The organism is Delftia sp. RIT313 (assembly GCF_000632165.1).
GTDB classification, from domain to species: Bacteria; Pseudomonadota; Gammaproteobacteria; order Burkholderiales; family Burkholderiaceae_C; genus Comamonas; species Comamonas acidovorans.
On record NZ_JFYT01000057.1, the window covers coordinates 203923 to 223537 of the forward strand.

Annotated in this window: 15 protein-coding genes; 12 read left to right on the top strand and 3 right to left on the bottom strand. The window is 69.2% G+C overall.

Annotation, left to right across the window (positions count from 1 at the left end):
- Positions 1-23: 23 nt before the first annotated feature.
- Together BW39_RS17625 and BW39_RS17630 are read left to right on the top strand one after the other, a co-directional pair.
- Positions 24-1718, top strand: a complete 1695-nt coding sequence (locus BW39_RS17625; RefSeq protein ID WP_043823339.1) for an acyl-CoA dehydrogenase family protein — start codon at positions 24-26, stop codon at positions 1716-1718.
- A 45-nt stretch (positions 1719-1763) separates the two neighbouring features.
- Positions 1764-3287, top strand: a complete 1524-nt coding sequence (locus tag BW39_RS17630) for a class I adenylate-forming enzyme family protein (RefSeq protein ID WP_043823342.1) — start codon at positions 1764-1766, stop codon at positions 3285-3287.
- 45 nt (positions 3288-3332) lie between these two features.
- On the opposite strand, the gene BW39_RS17635 is transcribed toward BW39_RS17630, so the two are convergent.
- Together BW39_RS17635 and BW39_RS17640 are read right to left on the bottom strand one after the other, a co-directional pair.
- Positions 3333-4445, bottom strand: coding sequence for a siderophore-interacting protein (locus tag BW39_RS17635; protein ID WP_043823344.1), 1113 nt, complete (start codon positions 4443-4445; stop codon positions 3333-3335).
- A 130-nt stretch (positions 4446-4575) separates the two neighbouring features.
- On the bottom strand, positions 4576-5613 hold the full coding sequence (locus tag BW39_RS17640; RefSeq protein WP_043823345.1) for a helix-turn-helix transcriptional regulator: 1038 nt from the start codon (positions 5611-5613) through the stop codon (positions 4576-4578).
- 135 nt (positions 5614-5748) lie between these two features.
- Here BW39_RS17640 and BW39_RS17645 point away from each other — a divergent pair, with 135 nt between their 5' ends.
- The 3 genes from BW39_RS17645 to BW39_RS17650 all read left to right on the top strand — a co-directional run bounded on the left by BW39_RS17645 (position 5749) and on the right by BW39_RS17650 (position 9402).
- Positions 5749-6948: a threonine ammonia-lyase gene (locus BW39_RS17645; RefSeq protein ID WP_034397582.1), complete on the top strand. Its 1200-nt coding sequence runs from the start codon at positions 5749-5751 to the stop codon at positions 6946-6948.
- A gap of 113 nt (positions 6949-7061) precedes the next feature.
- Complete coding sequence (locus BW39_RS31715) at positions 7062-7211, top strand: hypothetical protein (protein ID WP_013800017.1); 150 nt, start codon at positions 7062-7064, stop codon at positions 7209-7211.
- Between the two features lie 325 nt (positions 7212-7536).
- Complete coding sequence (locus tag BW39_RS17650) at positions 7537-9402, top strand: phosphoenolpyruvate carboxykinase (GTP) (RefSeq protein WP_043823347.1); 1866 nt, start codon at positions 7537-7539, stop codon at positions 9400-9402.
- A gap of 293 nt (positions 9403-9695) precedes the next feature.
- On the opposite strand, the gene BW39_RS17655 is transcribed toward BW39_RS17650, so the two are convergent.
- Positions 9696-10115 carry a hypothetical protein gene (locus BW39_RS17655; RefSeq protein WP_012202052.1) on the bottom strand — a complete coding sequence of 140 codons (420 nt, stop codon included), beginning with the start codon at positions 10113-10115 and terminating at the stop codon, positions 9696-9698.
- A gap of 141 nt (positions 10116-10256) precedes the next feature.
- Here BW39_RS17655 and BW39_RS17660 point away from each other — a divergent pair, with 141 nt between their 5' ends.
- From BW39_RS17660 to hpaE, 7 genes are all read left to right on the top strand, one after another.
- A complete protein-coding gene (locus BW39_RS17660; RefSeq protein ID WP_013800015.1) occupies positions 10257-11216 on the top strand; it encodes a LysR family transcriptional regulator in 960 nt (319 codons plus the stop codon).
- 48 nt (positions 11217-11264) lie between these two features.
- A complete protein-coding gene (locus BW39_RS17665) occupies positions 11265-12164 on the top strand; it encodes a metallophosphoesterase (RefSeq protein ID WP_043823349.1) in 900 nt (299 codons plus the stop codon).
- Between the two features lie 63 nt (positions 12165-12227).
- Positions 12228-12650, top strand: a complete 423-nt coding sequence (locus BW39_RS17670) for a universal stress protein (RefSeq protein ID WP_012202049.1) — start codon at positions 12228-12230, stop codon at positions 12648-12650.
- 210 nt (positions 12651-12860) lie between these two features.
- On the top strand, positions 12861-16505 hold the full coding sequence (locus BW39_RS17675; protein WP_235264229.1) for a choice-of-anchor U domain-containing protein: 3645 nt from the start codon (positions 12861-12863) through the stop codon (positions 16503-16505).
- Positions 16506-16658: 153 nt separating this feature from the next.
- A complete protein-coding gene (locus tag BW39_RS17680; RefSeq protein WP_043823350.1) occupies positions 16659-17339 on the top strand; it encodes a fumarylacetoacetate hydrolase family protein in 681 nt (226 codons plus the stop codon).
- Positions 17336-18097: a fumarylacetoacetate hydrolase family protein gene (locus BW39_RS17685; protein WP_043823352.1), complete on the top strand. Its 762-nt coding sequence runs from the start codon at positions 17336-17338 to the stop codon at positions 18095-18097. Before BW39_RS17680 ends, BW39_RS17685 begins: the two co-directional genes overlap by 4 nt.
- A 27-nt stretch (positions 18098-18124) precedes the next feature.
- The gene (hpaE, locus tag BW39_RS17690) at positions 18125-19582 is read left to right on the top strand and encodes a 5-carboxymethyl-2-hydroxymuconate semialdehyde dehydrogenase (RefSeq protein WP_017405675.1); all 1458 of its coding nucleotides are present in this window, start codon (positions 18125-18127) and stop codon (positions 19580-19582) included.
- Positions 19583-19615: the final 33 nt, after the last annotated feature.

Genomic DNA, 19615 nt, shown 5'->3' on the forward strand with positions numbered 1-19615 from the left:
GACCAACGATCACGGAGACACGCATGAGCACCGGCCAGACATTGCAGACAGGGCACACCTGGAACACGCACGACGTCCTGAACCAGGTCGACGAACTCACCGACTTCAACCTGCTGGAGGCCGACCCTGCCCTGGCCGAGGCCCTTCAGCGCAACGGCGCTGCGCGCCACATTCCTTCGCTGTCGCGCTATGCGCAGCAGCTGGGCGAGCGCGCCACCTGGGAGCTGGCCGAGCAGGCCAACCGCCACACGCCCGAGCTGCACCGCTTCGACGCGCGCGGCCGCATCATCGACGCCGTGGAGTTCCACCCGAGCTGGCACACGCTGCTGGGACTATACCGGCAGCAGGGGCTGATCTCCCTGCCCTTCGAGGACAGCAGCGCGGGCCGCTGGAGCGCCTGGGCCGCAGGTTTTTACCTGCACGGCCAGGTCGAACAGGGCACGCTGTGCCCGGCCACCATGACCACGGCCGCCATCCCGCTGCTGCAAAAGGAACCGGCGCTGTGGCAGCAGCTGCAGGGCAAGCTGTTCAGCCACGAATACGATCCGCGCGACCTGCCCGTGGCCGACAAGGCATCGATGTGGCTGGGCATGGGCATGACCGAGAAGCAGGGCGGCTCCGACGTGCGCGCCAACACGACGGTGGCCATGCCGGTGCACGCCGGCGGGCGTGGCGGCGAGTACCTGCTGCGCGGCCACAAGTGGTTCTTCTCGGCACCCATGTGCGATGCCCACCTGGTGGTGGCACGCATGGGGGAAGGCGGGGGGCAGGCCTGCTTCTACGTACCGCGCTGGCGCCCGGACGGCAGCAGGAATGCCGTGCGCGTGCAGCGCCTGAAGGACAAGGTGGGCAACCGCAGCAACTCCAGCAGCGAGGTGGAGTTCGAGGACGCCTGGGGCATCCTGATGGGCGAGGAAGGCCGGGGCATTCCCACCATCATCGAGATGGCCACCTACACCCGCCTGAACTGCGTGCTGGGCAGCGCCGCCATCCTGCGCTCGGCCACGGTGCAGGCCCTGGCCTATGCGCGCCGGCGCAGCGTCTTCGGCAAGCAGCTGGCCGAGCAGCCGCTGATGCGCACCGTGCTGGCCGACCTGGCGCTGGAAAGCGAGGCCGCGCTGCAGATCGCCATGCGCCTGGCCCAGGCCTATGAGCGTGGAGGCGACGAGGGTGATCCGCTGGAGCGCGCCTGGAAGCGCATCATGACGCCAGCGGCCAAGTTCTGGGTCTGCAAGCGCGGCGTGGAGCTGACGGGCGAGGCCATGGAGGTGCTGGGCGGCAACGGCTATGTGGACACGGGCGTGATGGCGCGCCTGTTCCGCGAGGCGCCCGTGAACTCGATCTGGGAAGGCTCGGGCAACGTCATGTGCCTGGACGTGCTGCGTGCCATCTCGCGCGAGCCCGACGGCGCGCAGCTGCTGCTGCAGGACCTGATCGACACGGCAGCGGGCGAGCCCGCGCTGCTGCAGCAGGCGCAATCGCTGGCCCGGCGCCTGTCCGGCCCGCCTGACCAGCTCGAGGCCCAGGCACGCCGCCTGGTGCAGGACCTGGTGCTGCTGGCCCAGGCCTGCCTGCTGCGCCGCCATGCGCCGCCCGCCATGGCCGACGGCTTCATCGCCACGCGCCTGGGGGCGCAGCAGGGCGCCATGGTGGCGGGCGCCTTCGACCCGGCAGGCCTGGACATCGCCGCCATCCTTCAGCGCGCGCTGCCCGCCTGAAGCGGCCGCCGGCCCACCACACAACAAAGCACAAGGAGACAAGACATGAACCTGCTCGACGCCTTCGACAGCGCCGTGCGCAAGACGCCCGCCAAGGCCTTTCTGCGCGACCGCGGCGCCTCCATCAGCTATGCCGACATGCAGCGGCGCTCGCAGCGCGCGGCGGCCGTGCTCCAGGCCCAGGGCGTGGGCCGGGGCGATACCGTGGCCCTGATGTGCCTGAACACGCCGGGCTTTGTCGAAGCCCTGTTCGGCGCCTGGCGCCTGGGCGCCGCGCTGGTGCCCGTCAACCACAAGCTGCAGGCGCCCGAGCTGCAGTACATCCTCGACCACGCGCAGTGCAAGGCCCTGGTGTTTGACGCCGCACTCGCGCCCGTGGTCGCCGCCGCGCCACACCCCTGCGCCCGCCTTGTGACCGAGGCGCAAGAGGCCGTCCCGGGTGTCCAGGACTGGGACACGCTGGTGGCGGCCGCCAGGCCCATGGAAGGCACGCGGCCCGCCGCCGATGGCGACATCGCCCAGGTGCTCTACACCTCGGGCACCACGGGCCGGCCCAAGGGCTGCCTGCTGAGCCATCGCGCCGTCACGCTGGCGGCGATCACGGCCGCACTGGGCCTGTCCATCACGCGCGAGGAACGCACGCTGATGGCCATGCCCATCTGGCACTCCTCGCCGCTCAACAACTGGTTTGGCGGCACGCTGTACATGGGCGGCACCGTGGTGCTGCTGCGCGAGTACCACCCCCAGCATTTCCTGCAGGCCGTGCAGGACGAGGGCGTGACGCTGTACTTCGGCGCCCCCGTCTCCTACTTTGCGCCGCTGCAGATGCTGCCCGACTTTGCCCGCTACGACCTGAGCAGCGTGCGCGCCTGGGTCTACGGCGGCGGCCCCATCGGCGCCGAGATGGCACGCAAGCTGGCCACGGCCTACCGCAGCGACCGCTTCTACCAGGTCTACGGCATGACCGAGACCGGCCCCACGGGCACCACGCTCTACCCCGAGGAGCAGGTGGAGCGGGCCGGCTCCATCGGCCGCGTGGCCCTGCCCGGCGTGGACATGCGCGTGGTGCGCGACGACGGCGAGGATGCCGGCCCCGGCGACACCGGCGAGATCTGGCTGCGCACCGGCAGCGTGATGGACGGCTACCTGCACGACGTCCAGGCCACGGCTGCCGCCTTCGCACCGGGCGGCTGGTACCGCACGGGCGATCTTGCGCGCCTGGACGACGCGGGCTATCTCTTCATCGTGGACCGGACCAAGGACATGGTCATCACGGGTGGCGAGAACGTGTATTCCAAGGAGGTGGAGGACGCGCTGTCGGCCCATCCCCAGGTCGCCGATGTCGCCGTCGTGGGCCGGCCCCACGCCGAATGGGGCGAGACCGTCGTCGCCCACGTGGTGACGCGCGGCGAGGCCGCGCCGCAGGCCGAGGCACTGCAGCAGTTCCTGGCCGACAGGCTGGCGCGCTACAAGATCCCGCGTGAATTCGTCTTTGCTGCCAGCCTGCCGCGCACGCCCACAGGCAAGCTGCAGAAATTCCTGCTGCGTCAGGAGCCCAACGCCACCTGAGGCGCCGGCCCCCTGCGTGGCCTACTTGGCGGCCTACTTAGCGGCCTACTTCGCTGCCTTGAAATCCGACTCGCTCATGCCGCGCCGCCAATAGGCCACGACCAGCTGCTCGTGCTTTTCCAGCCCGCGCTCCTCGCGCGCCCACTGGCGCACGGCCTGGGCGGTGTCGAACTCGCCAGCGGCCCAGACGAAGCGGCTGGCGGGATGACCGGCCAACGCATCCGGCCAGCGCACGGCGCGCAGCGCGTCGATCAGCAGCGTGGTGGTGCCGGCCTCGGCAGCGCCCCGGTGCAGCCAGTGCCATTGCAGGCCTTCGGGCGCCTGCACGGGCTGCTCGTCCTGCGGACCCTGGACCTCGGCAAACACATGGCCGCGCGTGTGCGCCGGCAGGGCGGCCGCAATGCGCAGCATGGCCGGCAGGCCGGTGTCGTCGCCGGCCAGCAGCATCCAGTCGGCCGGGGTGGCCGTGCGCCCGCCGGGGCCGGTCATGCCGATGCGCTGGCCCGGCTGGGCGCGCGCGGCCCAGGCGGACCCGGGGCCGGCGTCCTCGTGCAGCACGAAGTCCACGTCGATCCATCCGTTGGCGCCGTCTTGGGCCACACCCATCGCACGCATGGTGTACGTGCGCATGTCCAGGCGCCCGTCACCCTCGGGCAGGCGCAGCAGGCCGCTGGCCGACAGCGTGGGCCATTGGGGCTCGGCCACGCCGGGCTGCGGAAACAGCAGCTTGACGTGGATGTTGGTGTCCTGCGCATAGCGCGCCATGTCGTCACAGGCAAAGCGCACGCGGCGCATGTGCGGCGTGAGATCGCGCACGGCCAGCACCCGCAGTTCACGGAAGGCCGGCGGGCGCTGCAGCGCGGCGCCGTCACCCTCCCAGGCCAGGGAGCCGTCGGCGGCGCCCGTGGCCTCCAGCAGCAGGTGGGCCAGCATGAGCTTCATGTCCTGCAGCAGCTCCACGCCGGGTGCCGCCACCTCGGCATGGACCTGCTGGTCCTCCAGCCACAGCTGGCCCCGGCCGCCTTCGTAGTCGGCCACCCAGCGCGTGCCTTCGCGGCGCACGGTGATGTCGTGCTCCTGCATGTGCCCGACGATGGCGGCGATGGCCTCCTCGGCCCTGTCCATGCGCACCGAAGTGCGTGCCTGCAGCTGTGTCATTGACGAATGTCCTTTCGTTCGGTGATTGCAGCATCGCCCGGCGCCCGCGGGGTTTGCGCCAGCCCCGCCGACGTTTGCGCAGCGCGCCCATAAGCCCATAAGCCCATAAGCCCATAAGCCCATCAGGCCCTCAGAGCCTGGCGCGCACCAGCTTGGGAGAGATGCCGAAGCGGCGCTTGAAGGCCGTGGAGAAATTGGCGGCGCTGGAATAGCCGGCCGCATGCGCGACCTCGGAGACGCTGCAGCCCGTCTGCTCCAGCGCGGCCCAGGCGCGTTCCAGCCGCTGCTCGCGCCGGTACCCGTCGATGCTCGATCCGTAGGCCAGGCGGAACTGGCGCTGCAGGGCGCTGGCGCTCAGGCCGACCTCGCGCGCGATCTCGGCCAGCGGGCGGCAGCCGTCGCCGCCGCTGTCCAGCAAGGCCTTGAGGCGCGCCATGCGCCGGTGTTCGCGAACGCCCAGCACGCCCGGCACGCCCGGCACGGTCTGCGCCGGATCGGGCTCGGGCGCGTCCAGCGCCTGCACGGCCTCGTGCACCAGCTCCAGCGCGCGGCTGGCCAGCAGCAGGGGGGCAGAGCCTTCGCGCGCCAGCTGGATGATCTGCTCGGCCACCGCCACGGCGCGCGGCGATGGCTGCCAGGGCTGTATGGCCAGCAACTGCTGCTCCATCCAGTGCCGCAGCAGCGGTGGCGCGACCATGGGCAGGGCCTGGGCGGCAAACCATTGCGGCTGCACGGTGATGCTGAGCTTGCGCTCGAACTTGCCGCGCCGCCAGTGCCGCATGAACATGTCGCCGGGCCGCGAATGGATGACGGCGCCGCAGGCCTGCACATGGGCACCGGCCGGGCTGGCGGGCGCCACCTGCATCTGCAGGCCCTGGCTGCCGAAGGCCACGTCCACGCAGCCCTCCAGCAGCACGACCAGGTGCAGCCCCGGCACGGCCGGCGAACGCGTGCTCATGGTGCGCAGGTCGCGCGCCTCCACGCCATGCAGCCACAGGCCGGGCTGGACCTGCCAGGACTGCAGGTGCCCGGCCAGCAGCGCGTCCTCGGCCGTGACCTCGGCGTCGAGGATGCGGTAGTCGGGACCGCTGAAGTCGCAGGCACGCAGCGTGCCCCGCCCCAGCCAGCGCGGAGGGCGTGCAGGTGTTTGGACAGAGGAAAGAGCCATGGCCAGCCGGAGCGGTGTGCGCCCCAAAGACAAGAATGATTCTCATTTTATGGATCGCGCCGGTGCGGCGCTTTCTGCGGGGAATCCATGGCGTGCCCTGCCGCGCGCCCGGGCCGACGTGCGCCACAATGCGTGATGCTCAGCCTCCAAGACATCCAGAACGCCGCCGACCGCCTGCGCGGCGCCGTGCTCGAAACGCCCTGCGTGGAATCGCGCACGCTGTCCCAGATCACGGGAGCGCAGGTCTACCTCAAGTTCGAGAACCTGCAGTTCACGGCCTCGTTCAAGGAACGCGGCGCCCTCAACAAGCTGGCCCAGCTCTCGCCCGAGGAGCGCGCACGCGGCGTGGTCGCCATGAGCGCCGGCAACCATGCCCAGGGCGTGGCCTACCACGCGCAGCGCCTGGGCGTGCGTGCCGTCATCGTCATGCCGCGCTTCACGCCGGGCGTGAAGGTGGAGCGCACGCGCGGCTTCGGCGCCGAGATCGTGCTGCACGGCGACTCCCTGGCCGAGGCGCGCCAGCATGCCTACACGCTGGCCGAGCAGCAGGGCCTGTGCTTCGTCCACCCCTATGACGACGAGCAGATCGCGGCGGGCCAGGGCACGCTGGCGCTGGAGATGCTGGCCGAGCAGCCCGACCTGGACCAGCTCATCGTGGCCATCGGCGGCGGCGGCCTGATCGCGGGCGTGGCCACGGCTGCCAAGGGGCTGAACCCGGACATCGAGATCATCGGCGTGCAGACCCAGCGCTTTCCGTCCATGTTCAATGCCGTGCGCCAGGCCGGGCTGCCCATGGGCACCTCGACCATCGCCGAGGGCATTGCCGTCACCCAGCCCGGCGCGATCACGCAGGAAGTCGTATCGCGCCTGGTGGACGACATGCTGCTGGTCGATGAAGGCGACATCGAGCAGGCCGTGCTCATGCTGCTGGAGATCGAGAAGACCCTGGTCGAGGGTGCGGGCGCCGCGGGCCTGGCCGCGCTGCTGCGCCATCCGCAGCACTTCGCGGGCAAGAAGGTGGGGCTGATCCTGTCGGGCGGCAACATCGACCCGCTGCTGCTGGCGGCCATCATCGGGCGCGGCATGGTGCGCTCCGGGCGGCTGGCGCGCATCAAGGTCAGCGCACGCGACGTGCCCGGCGTGCTGGCGCGCATCACGGCCACGGTGGCGGCGGCGGGGGCCAATATCGAGGAAGTCCACCACCAGCGCGCCTTCACCATGCTGGCCGCGCAGAGCGTGGAAATCGAGCTGGTGCTGCAGACCCGCAACAAGGCCCATATCGAAGAGGTCATCGCTGCCCTGCAGGCCGAAGGCATGCAGGTCAACGCCGTCTAGAGCCCTAGCAGGCCCCTGGCCCCTGGCCCCTTGTGTCATGGCTTTCCCCGAAGGCGCTGGCGGGCAGGCCTGCCTAGAATGGGGCATCCCCATTGGCAGCCAGGAGCTTTTGCATGTCGCATGATCCCGCAGCGAACCACGGCGAGCAGTCGCCCCCCGAAGACGCCACCGAGGCCATCGTCCCCTACATGCCCGTCATCCTGCCCCTGGCGGGCGCCGTGATGATGTTTCTGCTGGCCTTCATCGCCGTCAACATGGCCTGATACGGCCCCTTCGTCCCCTGCACCAAGCCCCGCTTTGCGGGGCTTTTTGTTTGCCTATTGCATAGGCAAACAGACAGATCATCTTGCATATTTCAATGCACAGAATGCATAGTTTTTGCCATTCGTTTGCTGACAAATTCGTGACCGCTCCCTAGAATCGAATCCCCAGCCGGTGCGCCGCCAGCTTCCGCCAGCGCCGCCTCGCCGCCCCGAGAAGAGCTTCCTTCGCGCGCCGACTGAACAAGAGCCCGTTTCTCAAAGTTGGTGCGGCAACAGGCGCGTCCCCTTTGAAAAACTGGTTTTTTCAATTGAAGGAAGCTCCGCGATGAACGCACCCGTCATGCAAGGCCTGAACATCCAGGCCCCTGCCTACGTCAAGAACAGCCGACTGATCGCCTGGGTGGCCGAGATGGCCGCACTGTGCAAGCCCGCCCGGATCCACTGGTGCGACGGCTCCCAGGAAGAGTACGAGCAGCTGTGCCAGCAGCTCGTCGATGCCGGCACCTTCAAGAAGCTCGATCCCGTCAAGCGCCCCGGCAGCTACCTGGCCTGGTCCGACCCGTCCGACGTGGCGCGCGTCGAGGACCGCACCTACATCTGCTCGGCCAACAAGGAAGACGCGGGCCCGACCAACAACTGGATGGCCCCGAACGAGATGCGCGCCACGCTGCAGCCGCTGTTCGACGGCTGCATGGCCGGCCGCACCATGTATGTGGTGCCCTTCTCCATGGGCCCGCTGGGCTCGCCCATCGCCCACGTGGGCGTGGAGCTGTCCGACAGCGCCTATGTGGCCGTCAACATGAAGATCATGACCCGCATGGGCCGTGCCGTGTATGACGTGATCGGCGTCGAAGGCGAGTTCGTTCCCTGCGTGCACACCGTGGGCGCGCCCCTGGCCGAAGGCGAGAAGGACCAGACCAGCTGGCCCTGCAACAAGACCAAGTACATCGTCCACTACCCCGAGACGCGCGAAATCTGGAGCTATGGCTCGGGCTACGGCGGCAACGCCCTGCTGGGCAAGAAGTGCTTTGCGCTGCGCATCGCCTCCACCATGGGCCGCGACCAGGGCTGGCTGGCCGAGCACATGCTCATCCTGGGCGTGACCAACCCCCAGGGCAAGAAGTACCACGTGGCTGCGGCCTTCCCCAGCGCCTGCGGCAAGACCAATTTCTCGATGCTGGTGCCGCCCAAGGTCTTCGAAGGCTGGAAGGTCACCACCATCGGCGACGACATCGCCTGGATCAAGCCCCAGGCCGACGGCTCGCTGCGCGCCATCAACCCCGAAGCCGGCTACTTCGGCGTGGCCCCGGGCACGAACTACCACACCAACCCCAACTGCATGGCCAGCCTCGACAAGAACGTGATCTTCACGAACGTCGCGCTGACCGATGACAACGACGTGTGGTGGGAAGGCATGGACAAGGACACCGGCAAGCAGCCCGATCACCTGATCGACTGGCAAGGCAAGGACTGGACGCCCCAGATTGCCCGCGAAACCGGCGCCAAGGCCGCCCACCCCAACGCCCGCTTCACCGTGGCCGCGACCAACAACCCCGCGCTGGACGAAGCCTGGGACGATCCCAAGGGCGTGAAGATCGACGCCATCATCTTCGGCGGCCGCCGCTCCACCACCGTGCCGCTGGTGACCGAGGCCCGCAACTGGACCGAAGGCGTCTACATGGCCGCCACCATGGGTTCGGAAACCACGGCCGCCGCCTTCGGCGCCCAGGGCGTGGTGCGCCGCGACCCCTTCGCCATGCTGCCGTTTGCCGGCTACAACATGAGCGACTACTTCCAGCACTGGCTCACGCTGGGCGCCAAGATCGAAGGCCAGGGCGCCGCCCTGCCCAAGATCTTCACCACCAACTGGTTCCGCAAGAACGCCGACGGCAAGTTCGTCTGGCCCGGCTACGGCGAGAACATGCGCGTGCTGAAGTGGATGATCGACCGCCTCGAAGGCCAGGCCCAGGGCGAGCAGACCGCCTTCGGCATTGCGCCCCAGTACGCCGAGATCAACTGGACCGGCCTGGACTTCTCCGCCGACCAGTTCGCCAGCGTGACCAGCATCGACAAGGCCGCCTGGGCCGAGGAAATGCAGCTGCACACCGAGCACTTCGACAAGCTGGCCCACAAGCTGCCCCAAGAGCTGCTGGTGACCAAGGCCGAACTGGAAAAGCGCCTGGGGACATAAAGCTCCCCCTGAGCGGCTACGCCGCTTCCCCCTCTCGCTTCGCGGGGGGGACGGCACCCTCGGTGCGGGGCGGCCCTTCCTCGGTGCCCCTTGCTTTGGGCAGCGCCAGTTTCATGGACTGTGGAAGATGCACAGAACAATGAATCCCTGAGTAGCTCTCGACCCATGGAAAAAGCCTCGCATTGCGAGGCTTTTTTTGTGGCGTTTCAACGACGCCCCCAGACAACAAAAAAGCCGCGCCTTGTGGGCAGCGGCTTTTTTGGAGGAGCGCCGCAAGGCGCCCCAGGCAGAGATCAGTTGCCTTGACGATCCATGGCGCGGGCCAGGTCGGCCATCAGGCGAGCGTCCTGCAGGGCGGCATTCCAGATGCGCTCGTCGGCGGCAGCCTGCTGGCGGCTCTCGGTCCAGGCGCGGTAGCCGGCGCGGGCCGTCATGGCAGCGCGGCGGGCGGGAGCGGAGAACAGGGCCAGGCCCATGAAGGCGGCAACCCACAGCACCACCCAGGCGCCCAGCATGTGGCCGTCGGTCCAGTTGTGGGCGACCTCGTTGACCACCACCATCAGCGCGGCCACCAGGGCAGCGAGCAGCAGGGCGCTGGCGCCACGCTTGCCGGAGAAACGCTTGGCAGCGCTCTTGCGGTCATCGGCGGCTTGATAGACATGCACCACACCAGGGTGCTCGACACAGTAGGAGTTGTAAATGAAGTTGCTCATGGCAGATAAACCCAGTTAAATAGCCGCTTTTGACGGCGTGGCGGGCGACTAGGTGTAACTATAGGGTTTACCCTAGAGCTCTTCAAATTTATATCTTGAATCTGTAGCATTCACGTCAGTGATGACTCAGCGCCCGCCGCCATGTCTGCCCTGAACTTCCGCACACTGGATCTGAACCTGCTGCGCGTCTTCGACGAGGTGATGGCAGAGCGCAGCCTGACGCGGGCGGCCCACAAGCTGGCCATCACCCAGCCGGCCGTGAGCAACGCCCTGCGACGCCTGCGCGAGGCCCTGGGCGACGAGCTCCTGGTGCGCCAGGGCCAGGGCGTGGAGCCCACGCCGCGCGCACTGGCGCTGTGGCCCGTGATCCGGGAGGCGCTGCAGCAGCTGCAGGACACGCTGACGCCGGGCGAATTCCACCCTTCCACCGCAACCGCCACCTTTGTGCTGGCCATGGCCGACGCCACGGCGGCCACGCTGATCCCGCCCATGTTCAGCCTGCTGGAGCGCGAGGCGCCCGGCGTGGGCATCCGCGTGCTGCCGCTGACCACGCGCGACCCGCGCGGCCTGCTGGAGGCCGGCGAGGCCGACATGGCCGTGGGCTACTTCCCCGCCGCGCTGGCCGACCTGACGGCGCGCGCGCAGTCGGGCGCCCTGGTGGCCTTCGACAGCCGGCGCCTTTATGAAGGCGAGTACCTGTGCGTGATGCGCCAGGGCCATCCGCTGGCCGATGTGCCGCTGACGCTGGACAACTACTGCGCGGCGCGCCACATGCTGGTGAGCTTCTCGGGCCGCTCCTTCGGCTTCATCGACGAGGCCCTGGCCTCGCTGGGCCGCACGCGCCAGGTGGTGCTCACCGTCAACCAGTTCTTCACGGCCGGGCGCGTGGTCATGAACTCCAACCTGCTGACCATCCTGCCGCGCCACTTCGTGCCCGTGACCGGCATGGCCGACAAGCTGGTGCTGCGCGAGCTGCCCTTCGACGTGCAGCCCGTGCATGTGGACGCGCTGTGGCGCCGGCGCGGCCAGCATCCGCAGGCCTATGAATGGCTGCTGCGCACGCTCACGCGCTCGGCCGAGGCCACCTTCCCGCACACCTGAGAGCGTGTTGCGGGGGCGCGCGCCAGCGCAGGTTCTACACTTGGCCGCATGAAGATCCAGCTGCTGTCCGACCTGCACCTCGAGGCCCATCCGCATTTCATCGCCGAGCCCGCACCCGATGCCGACGTGCTGGTGCTGGCCGGCGACATAGGCTCCTACCAGAGCGGCAGCCTGCTGCAAGGCGAGCACTTCGGGCTGGAGCGCTTCTCTCCCCTGCCCCAGTACGCGGGCTGGCCCTGCCCCGTGATCTTCGTGCCGGGCAACCATGAGTACGACATGCAGGACTTCGACGCCGCCCATGCCCGCCTGCGTGCCGCCTGCGAGCGCATGGGCATGGTCTGGCTGGAGCGCGAGACCGCCGTGCTGGGCGGCGTGCGCTTCGTGGGCACCACGCTGTGGAGCGACTACGACGCCATGTCCATGCACGAAGGCGTGACCGACCTGACCCGGCTGCTCAAGCTGCGCGAGAAGGCCTTCCGCGCCGCCAATTTCTACCTGCAAAAGACCGGCGGCACGCGCGGCGGCGAGCCCTTTCTGGCCGAGCCCATGCGCGAGCAGTCGCTGGTCTGCCAGCAATGGCTGCGCCAGGCGCTGGCCCGGCCTTTCGACGGCCCCACGGTGGCCGTCACGCACTTCGCGCCCAGCCTGCGCAGCGCCGATCCGCGCTATGGCCTGGTGCCCGGCACGGCCGGCTTTTGCAATGTGCTCGACGACCTGCTGCCCTTTGCCGACCTGTGGCTGCACGGCCACCTGCATTCGCCCAGCGACTATGTGGCCGAGGGCCTGCGCGACGATGGCAGCGCCTGGCGCTGCCGCGTGGTGGCCAACCCGCTGGGCTATGCACGCAAGGGCGAGCAGGAGGGCTTTTTCCCGCGCTCTACCATCGAGTTGCCGGCGCACATGACCGCAGGGGCGGCAGAGATGGCAGATGCGCCGGTCCGCGCTTGACCTGGATCAAGCACTCCATCCCGGCTTGGGCTTAGTCTTGGGCCATACCAAAGGAGGACTTTCATGAACATCCTGCTCGCAGTCGATGGCAGCCCCTACACCCAGAAGATGCTCGCCTACCTGACCTCGCACCCCGAGATCCTGGGCTCCGCCCACAGCTACAGCGCCATCACCGTCCAGCCCCAGCTGCCGGCCCGCGCGCGCGCCGCACTGGGCAAGGAGGTGGTGGACGAGTACTACGCCGAGGAATCGACCAAGGTGCTGGACCCCGTGTGCAGCTACCTGGCCGAACACGGCGTGCAGGCCACGCGCCTGAGCAAGGTGGGCCCGGTCGCCGACTCCATCATCAAGGCCGCCGAGGAAGGCAAGTTCGACCTGCTGGTCATGGGCACGCATGGCCATGGCGCGCTGGGCCGCCTGGTCATGGGCTCGGTCAGCACCCAGGTGCTGGCCGGCAGCCAGGTGCCGGTGCTGCTGATCCGCTGATCCGCTGCACCGTGGACATGCGGCGCCCATAACCAGAAAAAGCAAAGCGCAGGCTTCACGGCGCAATGAACCAAAGACGGCTCCCCCGCGGGAGCCGTCTTTTTTTGCATGGCAGCTTGCCACCATCGTGCATGGCCTGCCGTCACCGGGCTGTCACAGCCGCCTTTTACAGTCGCGCGATTTGTCACACAGGGGATGGTGAGCATGCGCATGGATACTTTGGATTGGCGGCACAAGGCAATTGCAACGGCCTGCCTGGCCCTGTGTGGCGCTGCATGGTCCGCGCCGTTCACCCCGGGCAACCTGGTGGCCTACCGCGTGGGCACCGGCACGGGCGCCCTGCCCGTGTACCTGGACGAGTACCGCGTGGACGGCACGCTGGTGCAATCGCTGCCGCTGTCAGGCGGTGCAACGCCGCTGACGGCCAGCAGCACGGGCTCGGAAGGCCTGCTCAACCGCTCGGCCAACGGCCTGTGCCTGACGGTCCCCGGCTATGCGGTGGCACCGGGCGGCGCCGATCCCAAGACGGCGGCGGCACGCGGCGTGGCCTTTGTCGATGCCGACGGTGTGGTGGGCAATGGCACGCGGCTGGGCGGTACGGCCCTGGTCGGCGATGCCTTTCGCAGCGTGGTCAGCGACGACTGCAGCCGCGCCTGGGCCAGCGGCAGCGGCAGCCCCAGCGCCAACCGCGGCATCTGGTTCGTCCAGAAAGATGCCACCAGCGCCACCCAGCTGAGCAACAAGAACACCCAGGGCATCACCATGGCCGATGGCCAGCTATACGCGGCCTTTGCCAGCGGCGACACGCTCAACAGGATCGGAACCGGGCTGCCCACGACAGGCACGCCCGCAGTCAGCGCGCTGCCGGGCCTGGCGGGCAACAACCTGCGCGGACTGGCCTTCCTCGATCTCGATGGCACGCCGGGCGCAGACACGCTCTACGTGGCCGCCAACAACGATGGCACCGGCACGGTGCGCAAGTACACGCTGGAAGCGGGCATCTGGGTGGCCCGGGGCTCGGCGCCGCTGGCAGGCGCCCATGGCCTGGCAGCCGTGCATCTGGGCCAGGGCGCGGTCATGCTGCTGGCCACCGGCTCCGACGGGCAGTTGTATCGCCTGTTCGATGCCTCGGGCCGCACCGGCACGCTGGCTGGCACGCCGCAGCCGCTGGCGTCGGGCATCGACGGCGTGCTGTACGGCCTGGCCTGGGCACCCGAAGTGTCCCCGCCGGCTACCGTGCCCGCAGCCCCTGCGAGCGTGAATGCCAGCGCCTCGGGCAACAGCGTGCAGGCGCAGTGGGCCAGCGTGAGCGGCGCGTCCTACTACCTGGTCGAACTGTCCAGCGACGGCTTCGCCACCGTGTCGCACAGCCTGGCGGTGTTCGGCACCAGCCAGACCGTGGACGGACTGGCGGCCGGCAGCCACCTGGTGCGCGTGCGCGCGGTGAACAGCCTGGGCGGCGGGGCGGCCGGCATTTCCGCGCCCGTCACCACCAGCCCGCCCCCGACGACTTCCCTGCCCGCGCTGACCGCCTATTCGGGCGTGGTCGGCGATGCCAGCGATGTCCTCGCGGGCACGGGCCTGTCCTTCACCGTCAGCGATCCGGCCGCCACGGTCAGCGCCACGTCCAGCAATCTCGCCGTGGTCGCCGCCAACGGCCTGGTGGCGACGCAAAGCGGTGGCAACGCCGTGCTCAGGATCACGCCCACCGGCGTGGGCTATGCCGACATCACCGTCACGCTGACCAACGCGGGCGGCGCCTCCGTCAGCCGCACCATCAAGTACGCGGCCTCGGCCAACACTGCAGCCAACACCAGCCCACGCTGGCTGGCCGGGCGCTCGGACGCATCGACGGCCATCGTCATCGATGCCGCCACCATGCTGGTGGGCGACGACGAGGCGCCTGCCCAGGATGCCTCGGGCAATGCGCTGCCGGCCGGCAACTCCTTCTCGGCCTATGGCCCGGCCGGCGGGCTGCCCATCAAGCCGCTGATGCTGGACAGGACCGCCCTGGGCCTGGCCGATGCCGCCGCCTGCACCGGCGCCGGCCTCACGGGCCTGGACAGCTGCAAGAGCGACGAGGAAATGGACATCGAGGCCAGCTTTGCCCTGGGCAGCCGCGTGTACGTGGCGGGCTCGCACTCCAACAACAAGAGCGGCAAGTCGCGCACCGACCGCTGGCGCCTGGCGGCGATGGATGTGACCGGCTCCGGCGCCTCCACGGCGCTGACCGCACGAGGCTACTACCGCTGGCTGCGCGAGGACCTGCGCAGCTGGGACGCGGCCGCGCATGACGGCCTTGCCGCCAATTACCTGGGCCTGGTGGCCAGCTCGGACGGCGGCGCCACCAAGGCGCCCGAGGCCGAGACGATGAGCGGCTTTTCCATCGAAGGCATGTCCACCAGCCCCAACGACGGCGCCGCCTGGCTGGGCTTTCGCGCGCCGCTGGTGCCGGCGCCGGGCGCGCCCGCCGTCACGGCGGACGACGCCACGGGCCGCACGCATGCGCTGATCGTGCCCGTGACCAACTTCGCGGCCCTGCCTGCGGCCGATGGCGGCAGCAAGGGCAGCGCGACCATGGGCCAGCCCATCCGCCTGGACCTGGGCGGCCGCGGCATCCGCGAAATCCGCAAGAACGCGGCTGGCGAGTACCTGATCATTGCCGGCCCCTCGGCCAGCGCCACGGGTACCGCGCCGCGCAACTTCCAGCTCTATTCCTGGGATGGCCGCGTGAACGGCGCTGGCCTGGCCCTGAACCTGCGCCCGCGCGCTGCCGACCTGGCCGCCATTACCGTGCCCAATACCGCCTGCTCGGCCGAAGGCATAGGCGCCATGCCGGCCAGCCTGGACGCAGGCGGCAGCGTGGACATCATCAGCGACTGCGGCGATGCCGATTTCTACGGCGATGGCACCGTGGCCAAGGACCTGCCCTATGCCGCCTGGAAAAAGGCGCGCCTGGACAGCCTGGCGGTGCCGGCGCTGTCCACCGTGGCCCTGTCCGCCCAGGCCGTGGACCAGACATCGGCCGTGGTCCAGGCCACGCCCAGCATGGGCGGCAGCCTGCGCGCCGTGGCCCTGCCCGCCAATGCGCCCGTCCCCAGCTGGGAACAGGTCATGGCCGGCCTGGATGCCGCCGGCTTGCCGGCCCCTGCCAGCAACACGGTCAGCACCGCAGCCGGCACGGCCGCCACGCTGTCCTTCACCGGCCTGGACGCTGCCGTGAGCTATCGCGTGCATGCGGTCAACCTGCCGGCTTCGGGCACGGCCAGCGCGCCGGCTGTGCTGGCCCTGAGCAAGCCCGTGCCCATCGGCACGCAGATCGGCACAGGCAGCAACACGGCGGGCGTGAGCAACGGCACGGGCAACGTGGGTGCGGACCAATGGCAGTTCGCCTCGAACTCGGCAGGCTTTCAGCCTGCGCCCTCGCAAAGCCCGCTGCCGGGCAACCTGCGCATGCCCTACGGCAGCCTGAGCTTCGTGCTCATGGGCGGCACGCCGGGCTCCATGGCCACCATCCGCATGGACCTGCCTGAAGCCGCACCCGCCCAGGCCACGCTCTGGAAGTACGGCCCCACGACCGCTGCGCCTGCGGCGCACTGGTATGAGCTGGCCGCGTCGGCCTACCGCTTCGCACCCGACCGCCGCTCGGTGAGCTTCGACATCACCGACGGGCAGACGGGAGACAGCGACCTGACCGCCAACGGCGTCATCGTGGACCCCGTGGCGGTGGCCGCGCCTGCGGCCCTGCCGCCCGGCGCCACGGCCACCCCCGTGCCCGGCCTGTCCACACTGTCCCAGGCGCTGCTGGCGCTGGCCCTGGGCGGCCTGGCCGCACTGCGCCGCCGCCGCGGCTGACGCCAGCACCAGCAGCGCCCGGTACCCCCTTCAAGCCCCTGCACGGTTCGCCGCGCAGGGGCTTTTTGCTGCGGCCTGGGAAAACCCTGAATCCACCGTGTTGACGGGGCTTGTTGCAAAAACAATAATTACCACGTTAACTAAATCCACACCATGCAGATTCAGCCCTTTCTCCTGGATGACGGCCTTGCGCTGGGCACGGTCTACGGCACGCTGCTCAACCAGCAGGCCACCGTGCAGCGCCTTTCGCCGCAGTTCGACAGCGCGCCCTACAAGGCCGCTCCGCGCGCCCCCGTGCTCTACCTGAAGCCGCGCAACACCTGGGCGCGCGATGGCGCTGCGGTGGCCGTGCCGGCCGATCCGGGCGAGGTCCGCGTCGATGCCAGCATCGGCCTGGTGATCGGCCGCAGCGCCACGCGCGTCAGCGAAGCAACGGCCATGGACCATGTGGCCGGCTGGCTGATCGCCAGCGACCTCACGCTGCCGCACGAGAACTACTACCGCCCCGCCATCCGCCAGCGCTGCCGCGACGGTTTCTGCCCGCTGGGCACGCTGGTGCGCGGCGCAGGCTCCGATGCGCAAGCGGCAGAACTCACGGTGTCCATCAATGGTGAACAGGTCTGGCAGCGCGGCTTTGCCGACCTGGTGCGCTCGCCCGCAAGGCTGCTGGCCGACGTGACCGAATTCATGACGCTGTCGCCCGGCGACGTGCTGCTGCTGGGCCCGGGCGAAGGCGCGCCGCTGGCGCGGCCCGGGGACCGCGTGGTCATCGAGGTGCCCGGCCTGGGCCGGCTCACGCATTCGGTGGTGGCAGAACAGGGAGCAGCAGCATGAAGCACGGACGCGTCATCTTCGAAGGACAGAGCCTGCAGGTCACCGAAGGCCCGCACGGACAGGTGCAGTTGCCCGATGGCCGCCTGGTGGCGGAGACCGCCGTGCAGTGGCTGCCGCCGCTGCAGTTCGGCACGGTCTTCGCGCTGGGCCTGAACTATGCGGACCATGCCAAGGAAATCGCCTTCAACAAGGCGCCTGAGGAGCCGCTGGTCTTCCTCAAGGGCCCGAACACGCTGAACGGCCACCACGGCCGCACGTACCGCCCAGCCGACGTGGCCTACATGCACTTCGAGTGCGAGCTGGGCGTGGTCATCGGCAAGACCTGCCGCAACGTGCGCCGCGAAGACGCCTACAGCGTGGTCGCCGGCTACTGCACGGCCAACGACTACGCCATACGCGACTACCTGGAGAACTTCTACCGGCCCAACCTGCGCGTGAAGAACCGCGACGGCGCCACGCCCGTGGGCCCGTGGTTCGTCGATGCGGCCGATGTGCCCGACCCCATGAACCTGCGCCTGCGCAGCTGGGTCAACGGCGAGCTCAAGCAGGACGGCAGCACGCGCGACATGGTGCATGACATCCCCTCGCTGATCGCCCACCTATCGGGCTTCATGACGCTGAACCCCGGCGATCTCATCCTCACCGGCACGCCCGACGGCGTGGCCGATTCCCGCGTGGGCGACGAGATCGTCACCGAGATCGAAGGCCTGGGCCGCCTGGTCAACACCATCGTCGGCGACGCGCCGGCCGCCTCCTGAACCCATCGCACACGCCAAGGAATCCCCATGCGCATTGACCACCTGATCGACGGCAAGGCCGTCGCCGGCAAGGACTATTTCGAGACCGTCAACCCCGCCACCCAGGAGGTGCTGGCCGAGGTTGCCGCTGGCGGCGAGGCCGAGGTGCAGGCCGCCGTCGCCGCCGCGAAGAACGCCTTCCCGAAATGGGCCAACACGCCCGCCACCGAACGCGCCAAGCTCGTGCGCAAGCTGGGCGACCTGATCGCCCGCCATGTGCCCGAGATCGCGCAGACCGAGACCAACGACTGCGGCCAGGTCATCGCCCAGACCGGCAAGCAGCTGGTGCCGCGCGCGGCCGACAACTTCTACTACTTTGCCGAGATGTGCACGCGCGTGGACGGCCATACCTATCCCACGCCCACGCACCTGAACTACACCCTGTTCCACCCCGTGGGCGTGTGCGCGCTGATCTCGCCGTGGAACGTGCCCTTCATGACCGCCACCTGGAAGGTGGCGCCCTGCCTGGCCTTCGGCAACACGGCCGTGCTCAAGATGAGCGAGCTGTCGCCCATGACGGCCGCGCGCCTGGGCGAGCTGGCGCTGGAGGCCGGCATTCCGCCCGGCGTGCTCAACCTGGTGCACGGCTACGGCAAGGACGCGGGCGAGCCCCTGGTGCGCCACCGCGATGTGCGCGCCGTCTCGTTCACGGGCTCGACCCAGACCGGCAACCGCATCGTGCAGGCCGCCGGCCTCAAGAAGTTCAGCATGGAGCTGGGCGGCAAGAGCCCCTTCGTGATCTTTGACGACGCCGACTTCGAGCGCGCGCTGGATGCGGCCGTGTTCATGATCTTCTCCAACAACGGCGAGCGCTGCACGGCCGGCAGCCGCATCCTGGTGCAAAAGGGCATCTACGCGAAGTTCGTGGACCGCTTCGTGGAGCGCGCCAGGAAGATCACCGTGGGCGACCCGCTGGACGAATCCACCATCGTCGGCCCCATGATCAGCGCCAGCCACCTGGCCAAGGTGCGCCACTACATCGAACTGGGCCAGAAGGAAGGCGCCAGCATGCTGTGCGGCGGCCTGGATGCGCCCGTGCTGCCCGAGCGCGTGCGCAAGGGCAACTACGTGCTGCCCACGGTGTTTGCCGACGTGGACAACCGCATGCAGATCGCCCAGGACGAGATCTTCGGCCCCGTGGCCTGCATCATCCCCTTCAGCGACGAGGCCGAGGCCGTGCGCCTGGCCAACGACATCCAGTACGGCCTGTCCAGCTACGTCTGGACCGAGAGCGTGGGCCGCGCCCACCGCGTGGCCGCCGCCATCGAGGCCGGCATGTGCTTCGTCAACAGCCAGAACGTGCGCGACCTGCGCCAGCCCTTTGGCGGCACCAAGGCCTCGGGCACGGGCCGCGAGGGCGGCAGCTGGAGCTACGAGGTCTTCTGCGAGCCCAAGAACGTGGCCGTCTCGCTGGGCTCGCACCATATCCCGCACTGGGGCGTCTGAACGCGCGACCAGCGACAACGACAAAGAGAACCG